19 protein-coding genes are annotated in these 18332 nt (G+C 71.7%); 10 read left to right on the forward strand and 9 right to left on the reverse strand.

What is annotated here, in order from left to right; translation table 11 throughout:
• Nucleotides 1-82 precede the first annotated feature (82 nt).
• Nucleotides 83-520, reverse strand: a complete 438-nt coding sequence (locus AB0917_RS03315) for an ATP-binding protein (RefSeq protein WP_366817744.1) — start codon at nt 518-520, stop codon at nt 83-85.
• Between the two features lie 164 nt (nt 521-684).
• Between AB0917_RS03315 and AB0917_RS03320 the strand changes: the two genes are divergently transcribed.
• The 4 genes from AB0917_RS03320 to AB0917_RS03335 all read left to right on the forward strand — a co-directional run bounded on the left by AB0917_RS03320 (nt 685) and on the right by AB0917_RS03335 (nt 4113).
• Complete coding sequence (locus AB0917_RS03320) at nt 685-1563, forward strand: helix-turn-helix transcriptional regulator (RefSeq protein ID WP_366817745.1); 879 nt, start codon at nt 685-687, stop codon at nt 1561-1563.
• Nucleotides 1560-1769 carry a DUF397 domain-containing protein gene (locus AB0917_RS03325; protein WP_366817746.1) on the forward strand — a complete coding sequence of 70 codons (210 nt, stop codon included), beginning with the start codon at nt 1560-1562 and terminating at the stop codon, nt 1767-1769. The genes AB0917_RS03320 and AB0917_RS03325 overlap by 4 nt, the downstream gene beginning before the upstream one ends.
• A gap of 16 nt (nt 1770-1785) precedes the next feature.
• Nucleotides 1786-2001, forward strand: a complete 216-nt coding sequence (locus AB0917_RS03330) for a DUF397 domain-containing protein (RefSeq protein WP_366817747.1) — start codon at nt 1786-1788, stop codon at nt 1999-2001.
• A gap of 507 nt (nt 2002-2508) precedes the next feature.
• A complete protein-coding gene (locus tag AB0917_RS03335; protein WP_366817748.1) occupies nt 2509-4113 on the forward strand; it encodes an alanine/glycine:cation symporter family protein in 1605 nt (534 codons plus the stop codon).
• A gap of 65 nt (nt 4114-4178) precedes the next feature.
• Here AB0917_RS03335 and AB0917_RS03340 read toward each other — a convergent pair whose 3' ends face one another.
• A complete protein-coding gene (locus AB0917_RS03340; RefSeq protein ID WP_366817749.1) occupies nt 4179-5033 on the reverse strand; it encodes a DMT family transporter in 855 nt (284 codons plus the stop codon).
• Nucleotides 5030-5473, reverse strand: coding sequence for a YbaK/EbsC family protein (locus AB0917_RS03345; RefSeq protein WP_366817837.1), 444 nt, complete (start codon nt 5471-5473; stop codon nt 5030-5032). The genes AB0917_RS03340 and AB0917_RS03345 overlap by 4 nt, the downstream gene beginning before the upstream one ends.
• Before the next feature lie 417 nt (nt 5474-5890).
• On the opposite strand from AB0917_RS03345, the gene AB0917_RS03350 reads away from it, so the two are divergent.
• Together AB0917_RS03350 and AB0917_RS03355 are read left to right on the forward strand one after the other, a co-directional pair.
• On the forward strand, nt 5891-7081 hold the full coding sequence (locus AB0917_RS03350; protein WP_366817750.1) for an ArsR family transcriptional regulator: 1191 nt from the start codon (nt 5891-5893) through the stop codon (nt 7079-7081).
• A gap of 245 nt (nt 7082-7326) precedes the next feature.
• Complete coding sequence (locus tag AB0917_RS03355; protein WP_366817751.1) at nt 7327-7707, forward strand: hypothetical protein; 381 nt, start codon at nt 7327-7329, stop codon at nt 7705-7707.
• 275 nt (nt 7708-7982) lie between these two features.
• Here AB0917_RS03355 and AB0917_RS03360 read toward each other — a convergent pair whose 3' ends face one another.
• Nucleotides 7983-9629: a penicillin-binding transpeptidase domain-containing protein gene (locus AB0917_RS03360; RefSeq protein WP_366817752.1), complete on the reverse strand. Its 1647-nt coding sequence runs from the start codon at nt 9627-9629 to the stop codon at nt 7983-7985.
• A 534-nt stretch (nt 9630-10163) separates the two neighbouring features.
• On the opposite strand from AB0917_RS03360, the gene AB0917_RS03365 reads away from it, so the two are divergent.
• The 3 genes from AB0917_RS03365 to AB0917_RS03375 all read left to right on the forward strand — a co-directional run bounded on the left by AB0917_RS03365 (nt 10164) and on the right by AB0917_RS03375 (nt 11575).
• Entirely contained in the window at nt 10164-10319 is a 156-nt protein-coding gene (locus AB0917_RS03365) for a hypothetical protein (protein WP_366817753.1), read from the forward strand.
• Nucleotides 10320-10556: 237 nt separating this feature from the next.
• Nucleotides 10557-10742, forward strand: coding sequence for a hypothetical protein (locus tag AB0917_RS03370; RefSeq protein ID WP_366817754.1), 186 nt, complete (start codon nt 10557-10559; stop codon nt 10740-10742).
• A 344-nt stretch (nt 10743-11086) separates the two neighbouring features.
• Nucleotides 11087-11575: an N-acetyltransferase gene (locus AB0917_RS03375; protein WP_366817755.1), complete on the forward strand. Its 489-nt coding sequence runs from the start codon at nt 11087-11089 to the stop codon at nt 11573-11575.
• A 37-nt stretch (nt 11576-11612) separates the two neighbouring features.
• Here the strand turns inward: AB0917_RS03375 and AB0917_RS03380 are convergent, their stop codons facing one another.
• Nucleotides 11613-13379 carry a phospholipid carrier-dependent glycosyltransferase gene (locus AB0917_RS03380; protein ID WP_366817756.1) on the reverse strand — a complete coding sequence of 589 codons (1767 nt, stop codon included), beginning with the start codon at nt 13377-13379 and terminating at the stop codon, nt 11613-11615.
• 53 nt (nt 13380-13432) lie between these two features.
• On the opposite strand from AB0917_RS03380, the gene rsmI reads away from it, so the two are divergent.
• Nucleotides 13433-14338: a 16S rRNA (cytidine(1402)-2'-O)-methyltransferase gene (gene rsmI, locus AB0917_RS03385; protein ID WP_366817757.1), complete on the forward strand. Its 906-nt coding sequence runs from the start codon at nt 13433-13435 to the stop codon at nt 14336-14338.
• 106 nt (nt 14339-14444) lie between these two features.
• Here the strand turns inward: rsmI and AB0917_RS03390 are convergent, their stop codons facing one another.
• The 4 genes from AB0917_RS03390 to AB0917_RS03405 form a co-directional block, all read right to left on the reverse strand.
• On the reverse strand, nt 14445-15548 hold the full coding sequence (locus AB0917_RS03390; protein WP_366817838.1) for a serine hydrolase domain-containing protein: 1104 nt from the start codon (nt 15546-15548) through the stop codon (nt 14445-14447).
• 71 nt (nt 15549-15619) lie between these two features.
• Nucleotides 15620-16552, reverse strand: coding sequence for a hypothetical protein (locus AB0917_RS03395; RefSeq protein WP_366817758.1), 933 nt, complete (start codon nt 16550-16552; stop codon nt 15620-15622).
• Nucleotides 16549-17625 (reverse strand): hypothetical protein, encoded by a 1077-nt coding sequence (locus AB0917_RS03400; RefSeq protein ID WP_366817759.1) that lies wholly within the window; start codon nt 17623-17625, stop codon nt 16549-16551. Before AB0917_RS03400 ends, AB0917_RS03395 begins: the two co-directional genes overlap by 4 nt.
• Nucleotides 17622-18323 carry a hypothetical protein gene (locus AB0917_RS03405; RefSeq protein ID WP_366817760.1) on the reverse strand — a complete coding sequence of 234 codons (702 nt, stop codon included), beginning with the start codon at nt 18321-18323 and terminating at the stop codon, nt 17622-17624. The genes AB0917_RS03400 and AB0917_RS03405 overlap by 4 nt, the downstream gene beginning before the upstream one ends.
• Nucleotides 18324-18332: the final 9 nt, after the last annotated feature.

Here is an 18332-nt window from a genome sequence, read left to right on the forward strand (position 1 = left end):
GCCACGTCGCGGTCGAGCACGACCCGGTCGGGGGTTTTCGCGGGGTACCGGATCGCGCTGCCGCACGACCCGGTGGACACCATCACCGTACGAGGTCGATTTCGACCCATACGGTCTTGCGCGGTACGGGTCCGGCGGTGATGCCCCAGTGGTTCGCCAGCGCCTCCACGATGAGCAGGCCGCGCCCGTTCTCCGCGTAGTCGTCCTCGGGCGCTTTGACGGCACCCGGACCGGGCGGAACGCTGTCGCCCCGGGTGTCGGTGACCTCGATCCGCAGCGTTCGCCCGCTGATGGCGAGGCTCAGCATGAAGTCCCGGCCCTTCACGCGGCCGTGGACCGATGCGTTCGCCGCCAGCTCGGCAACGATGTGTGCCGCTGACTCCGACGGGATCCCCCAGGCGCCGAGATGGGCCACGGTGAGCAGCCGGGCGAGCCGGGCTCCCCGGCGGGTGGGCGAGAGCAGCACGGTGAATGCCCGGTCGGTTGAGGGGCGTTGGGTGCGGACGATTTCTTGGTTCATGTCACTCAGCGTGGCCGCCTCCGCGTACGGTGAAAAGTGACGGAGCCCTTGCGTACGGTGACTGTCCGAGGCTTGTCCGGGGTTGTCCGGGCCGTCCGGGGTGACGTACAGGCAACGGGCACCGTTGAGGTGGGAACGGCACGCACGTCGGAAGTGAGGCTCGCATGAGCGTGGTTGGCGACGGTACGGAGCGCGGGGACGTCGGGGCGGACGAGCCCGGCTGGGAGGTCGACCCGGACGACGAGTCGGGCGCGGCGGTGGTCGCCACCGTGGGCCGTCAGATCAAGGCCTGGCGCGAGGCGGCGGGGATGCGGGCGGGGGAGCTGGGGGCGTTGATGGGGTACGGGGAGGACCTCATCTACAAGGTGGAGGGTGGTCATCGCATCCCCCGGCCGGAGTTCATGGATGGCGCTGACGTGGCACTGGGGGCGGAGGGCAAGCTCGCGGCGATGAAGGCGGACATCGCGGAGGTGCGGTACCCGAAGAAGATCCGGGAGCTGGCCAAGCTGGAGGCCGCGGCGGTGGAGTTGCTGACCTACAGCAACAGCAGCATCGAAGGCCTGCTGCAGACGCCCGAGTACGCGCGAGCGCTGTTCGCGATGCGCCAACCCGCTTACCCGCAGGAAGAGATCGAACGGGCGGTGGCCGCGCGTATGGCCCGCCAAGCCATTTTCGAGCGATCGCCCGCTCCGACGCTCGGATTCGTTCTGGAGGAGCTGGTGCTGCGGCGCCCTCTCGGAGGCAAGATGGTGCTGCGCGGCCAACTCGAACACCTGCTGGTGGTAGGGGGGTTGCGAAACGTGACGGTTCAGGTGATGCCGATGGATCGCGAGGAACACGCGGGAATCGACGGGGGGATCCAGCTGCTGAAGTTCAAGGACGGCACGGCGGTCGGACGCTCCGACGGCGCATTCGGCGGGCGCCCCGTATCGGATCCGCAGCAGATCCGGATCCTCGAATGTCGGACTAGCATGGTCCGGGCCCAGGCTCTCAACCCTTGGGAGTCGAGGGCCTTCATCGAGCAAGTGCTGGGAGAGACATGATCCGCAAGCCGCCTGCCGGGGACGCTTCCGAGCTGGAGTGGGTCAGGAGCAGTCACAGCGACAGCGGCAGCGGCAGCGAGTGCGTCGAGGTCGCGGCCGCCCCGGACGGTATCCGCATCCGCGACTCCAAGAACGCCCAGGGGCCCCGTCTCGCCGTCGCGCCCGCCGCGTGGGCAGGTTTCATCACGTACGCCGCAGCGCGCTGACCTCTGCAGGAGTGACATGATCCGCAAGCTGTCTGCCGAGGACGCTTCTGCGTCTGAGCTGCGGTGGTTCAAGAGCAGCTACAGCAGCAGCGGCGACGGCAACGACTGTGTGGAGGTCGCGACCGCCCCCGGCGCCGTCCACGTCCGTGACTCCAAGAACCTCCAGGGCCCCCGCCTCGCCCTCGCCCCCGCCGCATGGGCGGGCTTCGTCTCGTACGCAGCCGGGCGCTGACCCGGCCCCGTACGCAGAGCCGGGCGCTGCCCCCCCCCCGCCCGTACGCAGCCGGGCGCTGCCCCCTGCCCCGTACACAGAGCCGGGCGCCGACCCCGCCCCCCCCGTACGGATACACACGTACCACGCCCCGGTCCTCGGCCGTCGCCGGACCGGGGCGTTCTGCTGTCGGGATAGGTGTCCGTTAAACGTATTTCGCGGTCCGCATAACGATGACGCGACCTGCTCAGCATCTTCACGCCATTTATCTTTTAATGTGAAGCGCATCACTAAAAAATCGGTAAACCCCGTGGTACAAATGCCCAACTTCGCAGGCAGAACCACTGCCGACGCGGAGGTCCGGGCTCCTACCGGCAGCAGATCGGAGCGATGTCGTCGTAGTCCGCCCCATGAGACACGCCGGATCGCCAACCGGAGAACGACGCTCGCTCGACATCCCCCACCGCACATCGACCGGTGAAGGACCCCCACTCAGCCCGCCGCTCCCGCGTCATCGAGGTAGCCAACGTGTCAGTCGACTCCATCACGCAGAACATCGACGAGTCCGTCAGCGGGTTCTTCGAGCCCATAGCCAACTGGCTGGGTGACATCGTCTTCTATTCCGTCACCATCGCCGGGGCGGACGTGCCGCTCATCGTCACCTGGCTGGGGGTGGCCGGCCTCGTCTTCACCGGGTGGTTCGGCTTCGTCCAGGTACGGAAGTTCCGTCTCGCCGTCGATATCGTGCGCGGCAAGTACGACGACAAGGACTCCGCCGGCGAGGTCAGCCACTTCCAGGCCCTGACCGCCGCAGTCTCCGGCACGGTCGGCCTCGGGAACATCGCCGGTGTGGCCGTCGCCGTCTCCATCGGTGGCGCCGGTGCCACGTTCTGGATGATCCTCTGCGGGCTCCTCGGCATGGCGACCAAGTTCGTCGAGGTCACCCTCGGCGTGAAGTACCGCGAGGTCCACGCCGACGGCACCGTCTCCGGCGGACCGATGCACTACCTGCCCAAGGGGCTGGCCGAACGCTTCGGGAAGAACGGCAAGAGCCTCGGCAAGGTCCTCGCCGTCCTCGCCTCGATCATGATCCTGTTCTTCGGGCTCTTCGGCGGCAACCTCTTCCAGGTCAACCAGTCCTACGCCCAGCTCGTCTCCGTCACCGGCGGCGAGAGCGGGGTGATGGGCTCCTCCGGCGGGGCGCTCTTCTTCGGCATCCTCGTCGCCGCTCTCGTCGGCATCGTCCTGCTGGGCGGTATCCGCTCCATCGCCTCGGTCACCAGCCGGCTCGTGCCCGCGATGGCCGGCATCTACATCGTCGCCTGCCTCATCGTCATCCTCGTCAACGTCACCGCCGTGCCTGCCGCCATCGGCACGATCATCGAGGGCGCGTTCAACCCCGAGGGTGTCGCGGGTGGTGTGCTCGGTGCGCTGATCATCGGTTTCAAGCGCGCCGCGTTCTCCAACGAGGCCGGCATCGGCTCCGCGCCGATCGCCCACTCGGCGGTCAAGACCAAGCACCCCGCCAGCGAGGGCCTGGTCGCGCTGCTGGAGCCGTTCATCGACACCGTCATCATCTGCACCATGACCGCGCTGACCATCGTCATCGCCAACCCGGCGAGCTGGGGCGAGGCCCGCGACGGCGAGTCCATCGGCGGCGTGACGATCACCTCGGACGCCTTCGCCACCGTGCTGCCCTGGTTCCCGTACATCCTCACCATCGCGGTCATGCTCTTCGCGATCTCCACGGTGCTCACCTGGGGCTACTACGGCCTCAAGTCCTGGACGTACCTCTTCGGCCGCAGCCGCACCAGCGAGACCATCTACAAGAGCGTCTACACGCTCTTCGCCGTCGCCGGGTCCCTGCTCACCCTTCAGACCCTCATCGACCTGGCCGACGCGGTGCTCTTCACCCTGGCCGTCATCAACATCGTCGGCCTCTACCTGCTGGCCCCGGTCGTCAAGCGCGAGCTCAACAACTTCCTGGAGTACGTACGGGTCCGGAAGGCCGGCGGAACCGGCGGAACCGGCGAGAGTGACGGCACCGGCGGGGCTGACGGAACCGGCGGGGGCGACGGCACCGGCGGGGGTGACGGAGACGCGGGCGGCAAGTCCACGAAGGTGACCGTCTGAGCCGGACACGTCCCGTTGCCTCGTCCCGCTGCCCTCGTCCCTGCCTGTCCGCAGGGGCGGGGGCATCACCCTGTCGTGTGCAGCATCAGCCCGATCCCCACCACCATCAGCCCCGCCGCCGCGATCCTCGGCGCCCCGAAGCGCTCCTTGAAGAACAGCGTCCCGATCGCCGCGCCCACGATGATCGACGATTCGCGCAGCGCCGCGATCGGGGCGAGCGGCGCCCGTGTCTGGGCCCAGAGGACCAGCCCGTACGCGACCACCGACAGGGCCGCGCCGAACAGTCCCCGTACCGCGAACGGCTTGAGCTGGGCGGCCAGTTGGGCGCGGCGGCGGTAGTACGCGTACGCCGGGATCGCCAGGCCCTCCAGGACCATCAGCCACGCCACGTAACCGAGCGGTGTGCCCGACGCGCGGACCCCGACGCCGTCGACCGTCGTGTACCCGGCGATGGCCAGGCCGGTACCGAGGGCCGCCACGATCGCGGGCCAGTGCGGGCGGGTGCCGGAGCCCCGGATGCCCCAGAGGGCCAGGCCGACCAGTCCGGCCGAGGCGACCGCCACGCCCGCCGTCGCCCAGGCGTCCGGGCGCTCGCCGACGAAGACCGCCGCCAGGACGGTCACCACCAGCGGGGCCGTACCTCGGGCGATCGGGTACATCTGGCCGAAGTCGCCGAGGGTGAACGACCGCATCAGCAGCATCATGTACGCCACGTGCAGCGCGGCCGAGACGAGGAGGTACGGCCATGCCCCGGCCGCCGGGAACGGGGCGAAGAGGGCCAGCGCGGCACCGATGAGCAGGCCGCCGCCGGAGATCAGCGTGAAGGAGAGGAGCTGATCCTTGATGGCGTGCGCGATGGCGTTCCAACTGGCGTGCGTTATCGCGGCTATGAGGACCGCGAGGGCGACCAGCGGAGTCACTTGGCGGGCTCGCGCACATCCGTGATCGTCGCGCCCGCGTGGGCGATCAGCGTCTTGGGGTCGAGCGGGAAGACCGCGTGCGGGGTGCCCGCCGCCGCCCAGACCACGGGGTGGTCCAGGAGCCGCCGGTCGGCCAGTACCCGGGTCCGGGTCGCGTGGCCGAAGGGCGGTACGCCCCCGATGGCGTACCCGGTCGTCTCCCGGACCAGGTCCGCGTCGGCCCGCTTGACCTTCTGCGCGCCCAGCTCACGCCGTACCAGCTCGACGTCCACCCGCGAGGAGCCGTCCATCAGGACCAGCACCGGGACGCCGTCCGCCGTGAAGACCAGCGACTTGACGATCTCGCTCAGCGCGCAGCCGATCGCCGCCGCGGCCTCCGCCGCCGTACGGGTCGCGTCCGGGAAGCGGCGCACCTCGACCTGGAGGCCCAGCTCGGCCAGCGCCTCGGCGAACCGGGGGTGGGCGTGTGAGAGGGGGGCGGCGGGGGAGGTCTCGGGGGTCCGGGAGGCCGGGGTGGCCTGGGATGCCTGGGTGGCCTGGGAGGCCTGGGCGGTCCGGGAGGTCTGGGATGCCTGGGAGGTCCGGGAAGCCTGAGGGGGCTGGGAGGCCGAGGGGGTCGCAGCGGGGTCGGGAGTGCTCATGGCAGCACGCTAGCGGTCCGTGCATGGTGCATGCGAGGGAGTTCCGCGTGGTGGTCCCGCGACCCTGTCCGTGCGCCCCCGCGCCCTTTCGCCAGGTCATCCGGCCAATCCCTGACCGGTGCCTGGCCGGAAGTGGTGGGTGCGGATCGCGACTCCGCTCCCACGCGCCACAGTGATAGGGCGATATGTGCAGGAAAGTGCGACAAGGGGGAAATAGTGTTGCGCATCCATTTCACCGCTCAGGATCTGGCGTACGTCCGTATCGCCCGGAGCCCCGACCCGCTCTGGGAGATCGTGTGCAGCGTCTGCCGGCTCCAGACCGATGAGGGCCGGATCGCGTTCGGGCCGTGGCGGCGGGCGGTGGTGCCTCTGCTGCGGGGCGGAGGCGGTGGTGGTGGTGGTGGTGGCCGCGGTGGCGCGGGCGGGGACGGAGGCGGAGGTGGCGGCGAGGGCGGAGGTGGCGGCGGGGTGGACCGGGCTGTCGCGCTTGCGCTGCGCAGCCTGATGCCGTGCGGCCCGTACATCCCCGACTTCCTGACCCCCGCCGTGGACGGCGGCAACGCCGACCTGCGGCAGGGCGTGGACCGGGTGCTGTCGACGCCCCGGAGCCGCCTGCGCCGGGAGTTCACGCTGCTCGCGGAGTCGCAGGCGCGGGCGCGGCGGCCGTACGCGGGGCCGGGGTCGGGGGTGCGGGCTGGAGTGCGGGCGGGGGTGCGGCCCTTCGCGGCGGAGCAGCTCGCGCGGGGCGACGCGGGGGCGCTGCGGGCGCTCGGGGGGCTGCTCACGGCGTACGAGGCGGCGTTCGTGGCCCCGTACCGGCCGTGGATCGACGCGGCGGTGGCCTCCGACGTCGCCTGGCGCTCCCGCGAACTCGCGGCGGGCGGCACCCGGGCGCTGCTGGAGACGTTCCGCCCGATGGCCCGCTGGAGCCCACCCGTCCTGGAGGTGACGTACCCGGTCGAGCGGGACCTCCACCTGGCGGGGCGCGGCCTGCTCCTGGTGCCGTCGTACTTCTGCTGGCGCAAGCCGATCACGCTGTTCGACGGGGCGCTGCTGCCGGTGCTGGTCTACCCGGTGGAGAAGCCGCTCCTGCTGCCCGCGGCGACCCCCGGCGCCTCGCTCGCCCGGCTGCTGGGGCCGACGCGCGCCGCGCTCCTGTACGAGGTGGCGGCGCGCGGCTGCGCCACGACATCCGAACTGGCCCTCGCGGTCGGCTGCTCGCTCCCCAACACCTGCCAGCAGCTGGTGATCCTGCGCGAGGCGGGCCTCGCCGACTGCCGTAAGGAGGGCCGCTGCGTGCTCCACCACGCCACGCCGCTCGGGCGGCAACTACTGGAGACGACCGGGGACGGCGCGTCGGACCGGCTGCTCCCGAGGCCGCGGCCCACGACGGTCCCACCCTCCTGAACGCGACAGCCTCACCCTGAACGCGCAGCCTCACCCTCCTGAACCCGACAGTCTCACCCTCCCGAACGCGACGCTTTCGTCCTGCTGAAAGGGTGCGGCGCGCGCGGCCGGTGCACTGCCACGCTTCTGCCATCCGGGTGGCCGCCCTGCGGGAGGGAACGACGCAGGGCGGCCACCCGGACAACCGGAATCATCCGTCCCACAGGGGAGCCCAGGGGCCCAGGCCCGGGGCAGGGAGGAACGACATGCGCAACTTCGTACGAGCGGCAATGACGCTCATGTTCACGGCGGGGGCCGTGCTGGCGACGGGAGCGGGGGCGCAGGCCGGCGCGTCCGACACCCAGGACGCCCAGGACACCTACGCGGGGTGCCGCTCCGGGTACGTCTGCATCTACCCGGGCGCGTCCTGGAACGGCAACCGGCCGGAGGCGACGTACTACCGGTACGGCGTCTACAACCTCAACAACCAGACCGGCACCCACCGGGTGTTCAACAACCAGACCGGCGGGGCGACCGTGCAGCTGTGCACGGGGTACGACGGGGTCGGCTGCGGCGCGAAGATGCCCACCTGGACCTACTGGGACGTGAACCTGACCCCGATCAACTCGATCAGGCTCGCGCCCTAGCCGCACCGGGCTTTCACTCGGGTGACCTGGGGCGGGGGCGTATCTACCCTCGCCCCAGCGGCGTGCGCCTGGACGCGGTCGGTCGCGTGGGTCGGTCGCGTGGGGCGGTGGCGCGGCGGAGCGGTGGCGCGGCGGAGCGGTGGCGCGGCAGGGCGGTGGTGCGGCGGGGCGGTGGGCTCGGAGGTCCACGGGGCGTCCGCCGGGATCGCCTCGCCCACCAACACCCCTTCCGGGACCCCTTCCGGGCTCATCCACCCGCACTCAGCCCCCCGCACTCAGCCCCCCGCGCGCAGCACCTCCGCCACCACCGGTCCCGCCGCGTCGCCGCCGTGGCCGCCTTCCTGGACGACCGCCGCCGCGGCGAGGTCGTTGTTGAAGCCGGTGAACCAACTGTTCGACGTCTGCCCGTCGACCTCCGCCGAGCCCGTCTTGGCGCCCTTGTCGCCGCCGACGCTCGCCATGGACTTGGTGCCGGTGCCGGTGGGGCTGGTTGCGGTGTAGCGCATCATCTGCCGCAGCTGCTCCGCCACGTCGGCCGGCAGCGGGCTCGCGGTGGCGAACGTGCGGTTGTCCAGCTCACGGGCGACCAGGTACGGCTGCTTGAAGGCGCCGTTCTTCACCGTGGCGGACACCGACGCCATGTTCAGGGGGCTCATCAGCACCTTGCCCTGCCCGATGTACGAGGCCGCCGTCTCGGCCCCCGAGGATTCCGGGATGCTGCCGTCGAAGGAGGGCACGCCGGTCTGCCAGTTGTCCTGGCCGAGGCCGAAGTAGGTGCGGGCCTCCTGGCCCAGAGCCGATCCGGCCCGGTCCCCGAGCGGTTTGACCGGCTTGATGAAGGTGGTGTTGCAGGACTGCGCGAACGCCTCGCGCAGCGTGCCGTTGCTGATGGAGAAGTCCTTGAGGTTGTGGAAGGTCACCCCTTCCCACGGAACCGTGGACGGGCACTCCACCGCCGAGTTGATGTTCCCGAGGCCGTTCCGGATGATCATCGCCGCGGTCACGATCTTCATCGTGGAACCGGGGGCCAACTGGCCGCTCATGGCCGCGTTGTAGCCGTCGGCGCGGTTGTTGGCGATGGCCCGGATCGCGCCCGTGGTCGGCTGGAGCGCCACCACCGAGGACTCGCCGTACCGCTTCACCGCCTGCTCGGCCGCGGCCTGGACGTTGGCGTCGAGCGTCGTCTGCACCTTGCCGGGCTCGCCCTTGGCGAGGGTCAGCAGGTTGATGTCGGCCTGCTCGTCCCCGGCGGGATCGATCCAGGTCTCGATGCCGGGCGAACCGCCCGCGGACGCCCCGTACTTCTGGCGCAGGGTGTCCAGGATCGTCCCCAGCGAGGGGTACTGCTCCTTCGTGAGCACAACCCCGTTGCGGTCGACGGCCTCGATGGCCGCCGTCGACGACTCACCCGTCTTCAGCGTCGCGCCCTCGGTCAACCGCGGGTGTACGACGGTGGGTTCCCAGTCGACCAACGCCTTCCCGGTCGTCAGCCCGCGCACCACGGTGAGCTCGGAGGCGTAGGACAGGGGCTTGGACTTCCCCCCGTAGGACACGGTGGCGTTCACGGTGTACGGCACCTTCGTGCCGACCGGCGGACCGGGGGTGATCCTCACCTTGCCGATGTGGGCGCTCTCGCCGTACGAGGCGAGTACGGGCTCCGCGCCGGCCTCGTTGTTGGTGAGCAGGGCCGCGCTCGCCGCGTCCCCCGCCGCCCAGGCGTCGAAGAACCCCTTCGACGTCTCGGCTATCTCCTCCGCGCTCGGCGGCCCCGTCTTCACCTCGGGCGTCGCGTTCTGGGAGGCGACGCTGCCGCCGTCTCCGCCCCCGTCGCTCCCGAGCATGTCGTACGCCCCGTAGCCGACCCCGCCGGCCGCCAGGATGAACACTCCGCCGATCACGGCGACCTTCGCTCCACTGCGCATCTGTGCAGTCCCCCTCCCCAGGAGTGCCCCTTGAACGCGTTCAAGGGGCAACGGTGAGGAAGCCTAAGGGGTTGACGCGGCCACCGACGGCGTTGTTACCGGACCGGAATGCTTGGCTGGAAAGCGCTCTCCGGGTGGCGGATAAGCAGGGACCGGGCGCATGGGCGCGCTGGAACTGCCGCACGGAGCGAGGCCGCCGGAGGCGCCCCCGATCGCCGCCGTACCAGGGGCGTCCGTACGCGTACCGCGTGCGCGGGGCGCCTACCGAGTGCGCGGGCGGGGCTGCGGGCGCAGCGCCGTGGTCCTGTGGGCAGGCGGCCGGGGCCTGCCGATCGGAAGGGGCCGGGCGGGCCTTCGAACTCTCCTCACATTCGATAGCTGTTCGATGAGTGGACCCGATATTGCCGGGCACTAGAACGAACGCAACGAGGTCCTGGCGGCCATGGTCGCCGGGACGTATCGGTGGGGTGCAGCGAGGCCGTTGCGAAGAGTAGGCGTGAAAGCGCCTATCCAGACTTGACGATAGGAACTGACATGATCCTCCTTGGACTTCTTCTGCTCATTATCGGTTTGCTTGTCAACATGTCGCTGCTGACGACGGTCGGCGGCATCCTCATCGTGGTGGGCGCTGTCCTGTGGGTTCTCGGTGCCAGCGGGCGCGCGGTCGGTGGGCGCAAGCATTATTTCTAGAGTTCCCGACCTGACCGGACTTCCAGCCTTCGAGCCTTCCGGACTTCCGGACTTCCGGCCTTTGGGTCTCCCGGTTCTTCCGGGTCAGGAAATCTGTGGGTTGAACAGACTCCTGCACATGCGGGTGGGCCGCGACGCATTATCGTCGCGGCCCACCCGCATGTCGTTTCGCACTCATCGGGATCTGTCCGCCCGCCCATCCGGAACTGAACGTTGCCCGCATGCGTCGTGGCGTCCATGGAGCAAAGCGGAAGCACGATGGGTGAGGAGCCGACGTGGGGAGAGCTGCTGCTCGCGTTCCTCGTCATGGGAGCCATCCCCGTGGTCGTCGGAGGAGCCATCATCTTCTCCCTCGTCGGCCTGGTGCTGTGGGTGAGGGCGCTGCTGCGCCGCCGCAACCGCCCGAGCGCCGACAGCGGTTGAGGCCTCGACACCACGGAGGGCCCGGCGCATCCGCCGGGCCCTCCTGTCACACCTCGCCTCCCCCGCACCCGACGTTCCCGGGCCAAGGCTTGTCCTGCAACTGATCTTCGGTTGGGTACGGGGGAGGGCGATCGTCGTCCTGCTCGCTCGTCCATCCGGTGAGAGCGACGTTGTGGAGGCGGGGCGATGCCGCTCATGGCGGCGCCCGCTCTGGCCGGGGAGGTCTTCGCCTCTGCGGCGCCGACGGGGCACGCTCGCCGCCCGTGAGCCAGGAGGGTGGGCAGAGGAAACGCCTTGGCGCCCTGGGTGGTCGGCATGGATGCTGGCTCGCGGAGGTACCGAAGATGATCGACGTTGTGTTGAAGCTGTCAGCCCGTGATCTGGTGCATGCGGACCTGGCGTCGTGCGGGTGGGCAGGGTCCGACCGCCACCTGGCCGGCGTCGCCCAGCAGTTGGAACGTGTCCGGACCGGCGAGGTCGACTACCTTGCGGTCTGCCCTGCAACGGACATCCCTGTGGCGAAAGGCGGCGTCGACTACCAGGCCAAGGAGGGGGTCGGCACTTTGTGGCAGCTGGCGGTCCACCCCGCGTTGCAGTCGTGCGGGATCGGCACGTTCCTTGTTGAAGCCGCAGAACTCCGGATCAGGAGTCGTGGTCTGCGGCAGGCCGAGCTCGGTGTGGAGGAAAGCAACCCCCGGGCACGTGCGCTGTACGAGAGGCTGGGTTATGTCGCGTACGGCCGTCAGCCGGACTCGTGGGACGAGCAAGCCCCTGATGGGTCGCTGCGCCGCTACAGGACGATGTGCACGTTGATGCGGAAGGAACTCACGTAGCCCGGTCACCTTCACGGGGCCCCTCACCCGCCCGCCCCTACACCCACGTATCCAGCCACATCCGGTCCCGCCACAAGTCCTCCGGGATCGACGTCCCCGTGTACAGGGGCCAGAAGTAGATGAAGTTCCAGATGATCAGGAGCACCAGCACGCCCGCCGCGATCGCGCCCAGGGTGCGGCGGCGTTCGCCGGTCGGGTCGTGCCTCGTCAGGCCCAGGTCCGCTCGGGCGCCCGTGCCCGCCGCCGGGCCCACGATCGCGCCCAGCATCATCGTGACGGCCAGGCACAGGAACGGGACGAACACCACCGCGTAGAAGAGGAAGATCGTGCGCTCCTGGTAGAAGAACCAGGGCACCCACCCCGCCGCCACCCCGCACGCGATGGCGCCGGCCCGCCAGTCGCGGCGGAAGAGCCAGCGCCACACCACGTACGCGAGGGCGATGCACGCCGCCCACCACAGCAGCGGGGTGCCGATGGCCAGGACCTCGGCGGCGCACTTGCCCGTGGCCGACTCCTTGCAGCCCGTCTGCTCCTCGTAGAAGTACGAGACGGGCCGGCCCAGCACCAGCCAGCTCCAGGGGTTCGACTCGTACGTGTGGCCCGAGGTCAGGCCGACGTGGAAGTCGTACACCTGGTTCTCGTAGTGCCACAGGCTCCGCAGCCAGTCCGGGAGCCAGTTCCAGGAGGAGTCCTTGCCCTCGGTGGCCGCCCAGTTGCGGTAGTAGCCCTTGTCCGTGACGATCCAGCCGGTCCACGAGACGACGTACGTGACGATCGCCACCGGCACCGTGGCGAAGAACGCGGGGACCAGGTCCCGGCGCAGCACCGCCAGGTACGGCTTCGCCGCGCCCGCCGTCCGCCGCGCGCCCACGTCCCACAACACCGTCATCAGGCCGAACGCGGCCAGTACGTAGAGGCCGTTCCACTTCGTCGCGAACGCCAGGCCCAGCATCACGCCCGCCGCGACGCGCCACGGCCGCCACCCCAGGCGCAGCGTCTCCGCGATCCGGGCGTCCGGGCGCAGCACCCCCTCCGCGTCCACCGGCAGGGCGTCGGCCAGTCGGCGGCGGGACCGGTCCCGGTCCACCACCAGGCACCCGAACGCCGCCAGCACGAAGAACATCACGATCAGGTCCAGCAGCGCGGTCCGGCTCATCACGAAGTGCAGCCCGTCCACCGCGAGCAGCAGCCCCGCCAGGCACCCCAGGAACGTCGAGCGGAACAGCCGCCGGCCGATGCGGCAGAGAAGGAGCACGGAGACGGTGCCCAGCACCGCCACCATGAACCGCCAGCCGAACGGCGTGAAACCGAACAACTGCTCACCGAACCCGATGATCCACTTGCCGACCGGCGGGTGCACCACATAGCCCGGGTCGGTCGGGATCGGGACCGAGGAGGGGTCCTTCAGGATCAGCTTGTCGACGTCCTTGGGCCACGAACCCTCGTACCCCTGGTTGACCAGCGCCCACGCGTCCTTCGCGTAGTACGTCTCGTCGAATATCACCGCGTTCGGCTGGTCCAGCCGCCAGAAGCGCAGCAGCCCCGCGACCAGGGTCACCAGCAGCGGGCCGCCCCAGCCGGACCACCGCACCAGCCTCTCGGCGACGTGCGGCGGGATCGCGAGCACCGACCACACCTGCCGCCCCGGCCGGGTGTACGGCGGATCCAGGCGGTCGCGGAGGGAGGTCTCCGGGCGGGGGACATGGCCGAAGCGGCGCAGCCGCCGTTGCCAGGAGGTCGGCTGTTCGCCGAGCGGCTCCCCGGCGTCTTGGCCCCGCTGGGTCTCGGGTGCGGTACTCGTCACCGCGCCATCGTAGGGAACGCATCTGTCCGAAGGGCGCTGCCCGTGCTGCGAGGATGGCTCATGTGACTGGAACGACTGGAACGCTCGTGCTCGCAGGGACCCCCATCGGCGACGTGGCGGACGCCCCGCCACGTCTGGCCGCCGAACTGGAGCGGGCCGACGTCGTCGCCGCCGAGGACACCCGGCGGCTGCGCCGGCTCACCCAGGCGCTCGGCATCCACACCTCGGGGCGTGTCGTCTCCTACTTCGAGGGCAACGAGTCCGCCCGTACGCCGGAGCTCGTCGAGGCCCTGACCGGGGGAGCCCGGGTCCTGCTGGTCACGGACGCGGGGATGCCGTCCGTGTCCGACCCGGGCTACCGGCTCGTCGCCGCCGCCGTGGAGAAGGACATCCGCGTCACCGCCGTGCCGGGGCCCAGCGCCGTACTCACCGCCCTCGCCCTCTCGGGCCTGCCCGTCGACCGCTTCTGCTTCGAGGGGTTCCTGCCGCGCAAGGCCGGTGAGCGGCTCTCCAAGCTCCGCGAGAACGCCGAAGAGCGGCGCACCATGGTCTTCTTCGAGGCCCCGCACCGGCTCGACGACACCCTCGCCGCCATGGCCGAGGTCTTCGGCGCCGAGCGGCGCGCCGCCGTGTGCCGGGAGCTGACCAAGACGTACGAGGAGGTCAAGCGCGGTCCGCTCGGTGAGCTGGCCGTGTGGGCCGCCGATGGGGTGCGTGGGGAGATCACCGTCGTCGTGGAGGGTGCCACCGACTCCGGCGATGAAGGGCTGGACGCCGAGGAGCTCGTGCGGCGCGTGCGCGTGCGCGAGGAGGCGGGGGAGCGGCGCAAGGAGGCCATCGCCGCCGTCGCCGCCGCCGCCGGGCTGCCCAAGCGCGAGGTGTTCGACGCGGTGGTGGCGGCCAAGAACGCGGAGAAGGAGGCCGGGAAGGAGGCCGGGAAGGCGTCGCCCAAGCCGTAGGCGTACCCGCGCTCGTACGCGTATCGGCGCCCGCGCCTGCACCTGTGCCGCGCCTGCGCCCGTACTCGTACGCGTATCCGCGCCTGCACCCGTACCCGTACCCGTACTACGGCGTCTCCGTCAGCAGTTCGTACGCCGTCGCCACGAACGTGTCCCTCCGGTGCACCCGCCGCGTCGCCGTCGCCACCACCGCCAGGCCCGTATCCGGGCGGAAGCCGAGGAACGCCTGCTGGCCGAGGGTGGCTCCGGCGTGGAAGACGGCCGGGCCGTACGGGGTCAGGTGCCGGAACCACGTCAGCGTGTGGGTGTGCGCGTGCCGCCAGCCGCGCCGCAGCAACGGCCGCCGCACCTCCGCCAGCGCGGCCGCCAGCGTCGGGTCCGTCGGGGCGGCGGGGGCCGCGTCCGGGGCCGCCCGGGAGTCCGAGGCTGCGGCGCCCCCCACGTGCGCCTCCAGGAACGTCAGCAGGTCCAGCGGCGTCGAGCGGACCGCCCCCGCCGCCGTGAAGCCCCCCGTGTCCAGCGCGGGCAGCGGGGTTCCGTCGCGGCGGTGGCCGGTCGCGTCGGTGCCGTCGGGGGCCGGGCGCAGGAGTGTGGCCTCCAGGCCCAGCGGGGCCAGTACCTGCTGGTGCAGCAGCACCTCCCACGGGGTTCCGGTGGCGGCCGCGAGGGTGTGGCCGAGGACGGAGACCGCGAAGTTCGAGTAGTGCCAGCGGGTGCCGGGGCGGTGGCGCGGGCGGGCCCGGAGGAAGGCCCGGACCACCCGGTCCGCCGGGTAGCAGCCGTACGGGTCCGTCGTCCAGCGCGGCACCGCCTGCGGGTAGAAGTCGGCGGGCAGGCCCGGCAGCCCCGAGGTGTGGGTGAGCAGATGGCGCAGCGTGATCCGCCGCACCGACGGGTGCACCGGGAGGCCCGGGGCCAGCAGGTCCGCCGCCCGGTCCTCGTACCGCACCCGCCCCTGCGCCACCAGCCGGGCCAGCAGCAGCCCCGCGAACGGCTTGGACGCCGAGCCCAGTTCGTAGTGCAGCCGCTCCCGGGGGACCGGGCCCGGCTCCCCGGTGCCGCCCGTGTGGACCGTACGGACTCCGCCCCGGCTGACCGCGATCACCACGTCCGGGGCGTCGATCCGCCCGGCCGCCTCCGCGAGGAGGCGAGCGGTGGCCGGGGCGCCGGGGGCGCCGGGGGCGCCCGGAGGCGACGCGGTCGCGCCCACCGCATCTGCCGCGTCCCCCGTGCCCGCTGCGCTCGTCACGCCCCCCACACCCCCCGCGTCCGTCACGTCCGTCATGCCGGGGCCGTGGCCGGGGCGCTGAGGTCGGACAGGGCGCGGGACATCGCCAGCGCGGAGGCGAACGCGGCGACCAGCGTCGGGTGGTAGACGAGGTCGAACACCGCCTCCTCGTCCCCCTCCGGCATCCCGCCCACCACCGGCATCGCCCCGTCCGGCTGCTGCGCCTGCGCGAACCCCTGCCAGGCCGCCGGGTCCAGCGTCGGTTCGGGCAGGCAGGCGTCCACCACCAGCAGCTCGCCCAGCAGGTCCCAGCGCTTCAGGTCGAGCCAGTCGTCCAGCCAGACCGGCAGCCACGTCGTCAGGTACTCCGCGATGTCGGCGGGCAGCCCGGCCGGCCTCTCGCCCCAGTCGGTGAGGTGGAAGACCGTGTGCGTGATGTCGTAGCCGATGTGGCCCTCCACCGTCCACGGCTCGGGCCGCCGCGCCAGCCAGGTGTGGGCGAGCGCCGCCGTCTCGGGGACGCTCGGCTCCACCCCGAACCGCCGCTCGATCGCGCTCAGCCCCAGCCGCCGCACCGGCAGCACCTCCAGCGCCGTCCAGCTGGCGAGGCGGTGGTTGAGCCGGATCGCGGTCTCCAGGTCCGCCTGCCGGTAGCCCAGCTCCCGGAACGGTACGTAGACCTCCAGCGGCACCGGCGAGAGCGGCTCGCGCCGCTGGCCCTCCAGCAGCCGCGCCCCCGAGCCCAGCAGGTCGTGCCAGGCGTGGTCCAGGAGCTTGTGGGCGAGCGCGGACTGCTGGGAGCCCGCCACACCCTCGCGGAAGATCACCTTCCCGATCAGCGCCAGCTCGCCCAGCGGCTTGAACCGGTCCAGGTAGCCCGCCTCCGGCGGCGGGTCGGCCTCCAGCCGGAACCCCTCCCGGTGCTCGTACAGCCAGCCCAGGGACTTCGCCCCGACGTCGTGGATCTGCTGGATACCGCTGCTCATGCGGTCCGCCTTTCCCGGCCGGGTACGGCCACGGCCCCGTCCGCCCCGCGCAGCGACCGCAGGGACAGGGCCGCGGCGAAGGCCGTCACGAGCGTGGAGTGGTAGCAGTCGATGAAGGGGTACGGATCCCCGGGCGTGGGGTCCTGCACCGGTACGCCGGTCTCCGGCACGCAGCCGCTCGCGTGCTGTACGTCGGCGAGCACCGGCCACACCGCGTCGAGCAGCTCCCGGGGCGCCGGGCCCGGCAGCGAGGCGGCGACCGCGAGCAGTTCGCCCGTCAGGTCCCACTGGCCGCTCTCCAGACAGCCGTCGGCCCACGCCGGCAGCCAGGTCCGCAGGTACGCGTCGGTCTTCTCCGGCACCCGGTCGGGCATCCGGCCCCAGTCGGTGAGGTGGAAGACGGTGTGGGTCAGCGAGTAACCGGACGGGCCCTCGAACGTCCACGGCTCCGGCAGCCCGCCCAGCCAGGTCCGGGACAGGACCCCGCCCGCGTCCGTGTGGGGCACCACCCCCACCCGCCGCTCGGAGTTGACCAGCCCGAGCTGACGGTTGGCGTGCTGCTCGGTGTGGGCCCAGGAGCGGGTCGCGGTGAGCGGACGGGCGAGGCGCTCGAACCCCTCGTGGCGCAGCCCGTACCCGGCGAAGGCGGCGTAGATCTCGTACGGGTAGGCGGCGAACGGCTCGGTGCGCAGCAGCTCCAGGAGCAGTCCGCCCGACTCCACCTGCTGCCAGGCGTACGTGACGAGATCCCCGGCCACCTCGTGTTCCGGGGTGCCGGGGGCGGTGGTGAGGCGGACCGTGGAGCAGAGCTGGGCCAGCTCGCCCAGGGGCTTGAGGGTGGCGTTGACCTGGGTGTGGGCCTCCAGGACGTCGTCCGGGAGCTCGAAGGCCGCCCGGTGCGCGTCGGTCCAGGCCAGGGCCCCGCGCAGGACGTGCGGGAGGACGTCGAGCGCGGCGCCGGGGGACGTGTGGGTGTGCTCCAGGGGGGCCCGGTCCGGGTACGTCCGGCCGCCCGGGTGCCCCTGGGGGGCCGGGCGGCGGCCCTGCGGGCCCTGGGTCGCGGTCGCCGTCATCGCGCCCTCGCCTCGGCCATCAGCCGGGCCGCCCGCACGTGGAGGGTGACCCGGGGGTCCTGGCCGCCCATCAGCTCGACGAAGTCCAGGCCGCGCTCCAGGCCCAGGGTGGCCGGTGCGCCGCCGATGGCCGCGAGCCAGCGGCCCGCGCCCGCCGCCTGGAGCCAGTCGCGCCGCCGCACCGCACGGACGAAGCCGCGCGCGAGGTCGACCGCCCGCGTCGCCGCGGCCCGCTGCACGGCCGAGGGGGTGGCCGGTACGGCGAGCGGGGCCAGGACCGAGAGCTGGTGCGTGAAGGACTGCCAGGGCGCGGCCTCCAGCCAGTCGGCGTCGGGCTCCGCGGACACCCCGGGGGCGCCCTGGGCCGGGGGCGCCATCCGGTGGAGGGTGGAGATCATGTGCCAGTGGCTCCAGGCCGTGGCGGCCGGGGCGTCGGGCTTGGGCGGGAACTCCCGTACCGCCCGGTCGAGCACGGCGACGTCTCCCGGATGCGGATGACGCCCGTGAAGCACACTCGGCAGCAGAAGGTCGGCGCCGATGACGCGCACGGCCGCGATTCCGGTCCGGTTCTCCTCGTCGATTCCTGCCGCGCCGCACACCGTGGCGAGGTGGTCCCCGCTCCGAAGAGCGAGGACCACCTCTGTTGCCAGGTCATGCACGGCACCCGCGAGGGGGGACGAAGCATGTGTCTGGTCCATGTTCCGACG

The sequence above is a fragment of the Streptomyces sp. NPDC007346 genome, assembly GCF_040703535.1.
Lineage (GTDB): Bacteria > Actinomycetota > Actinomycetes > Streptomycetales > Streptomycetaceae > Streptomyces.

What these genes read in the sequence shown, in the direction of transcription:
- AB0917_RS03360 (WP_366817752.1), bottom strand. Translation starts at nt 9,629, where the DNA reads ATGCGCAGTGGAGCGAAGGTCGCCGTGATCGGCGGAGTGTTCATCCTG.
- AB0917_RS03365 (WP_366817753.1), top strand. Translation starts at nt 10,164, where the DNA reads ATGATCCTCCTTGGACTTCTTCTGCTCATTATCGGTTTGCTTGTCAAC.
- AB0917_RS03325 (WP_366817746.1), top strand. Translation starts at nt 1,560, where the DNA reads ATGATCCGCAAGCCGCCTGCCGGGGACGCTTCCGAGCTGGAGTGGGTC.
- AB0917_RS03370 (WP_366817754.1), top strand. Translation starts at nt 10,557, where the DNA reads ATGGAGCAAAGCGGAAGCACGATGGGTGAGGAGCCGACGTGGGGAGAG.
- rsmI (WP_366817757.1), top strand. Translation starts at nt 13,433, where the DNA reads ATGGCTCATGTGACTGGAACGACTGGAACGCTCGTGCTCGCAGGGACC.
- AB0917_RS03330 (WP_366817747.1), top strand. Translation starts at nt 1,786, where the DNA reads ATGATCCGCAAGCTGTCTGCCGAGGACGCTTCTGCGTCTGAGCTGCGG.
- AB0917_RS03395 (WP_366817758.1), bottom strand. Translation starts at nt 16,552, where the DNA reads ATGAGCAGCGGTATCCAGCAGATCCACGACGTCGGGGCGAAGTCCCTG.
- AB0917_RS03315 (WP_366817744.1), bottom strand. Translation starts at nt 520, where the DNA reads ATGAACCAAGAAATCGTCCGCACCCAACGCCCCTCAACCGACCGGGCA.
- AB0917_RS03405 (WP_366817760.1), bottom strand. Translation starts at nt 18,323, where the DNA reads ATGGACCAGACACATGCTTCGTCCCCCCTCGCGGGTGCCGTGCATGAC.
- AB0917_RS03400 (WP_366817759.1), bottom strand. Translation starts at nt 17,625, where the DNA reads ATGACGGCGACCGCGACCCAGGGCCCGCAGGGCCGCCGCCCGGCCCCC.
- AB0917_RS03375 (WP_366817755.1), top strand. Translation starts at nt 11,087, where the DNA reads ATGATCGACGTTGTGTTGAAGCTGTCAGCCCGTGATCTGGTGCATGCG.
- AB0917_RS03355 (WP_366817751.1), top strand. Translation starts at nt 7,327, where the DNA reads ATGCGCAACTTCGTACGAGCGGCAATGACGCTCATGTTCACGGCGGGG.
- AB0917_RS03320 (WP_366817745.1), top strand. Translation starts at nt 685, where the DNA reads ATGAGCGTGGTTGGCGACGGTACGGAGCGCGGGGACGTCGGGGCGGAC.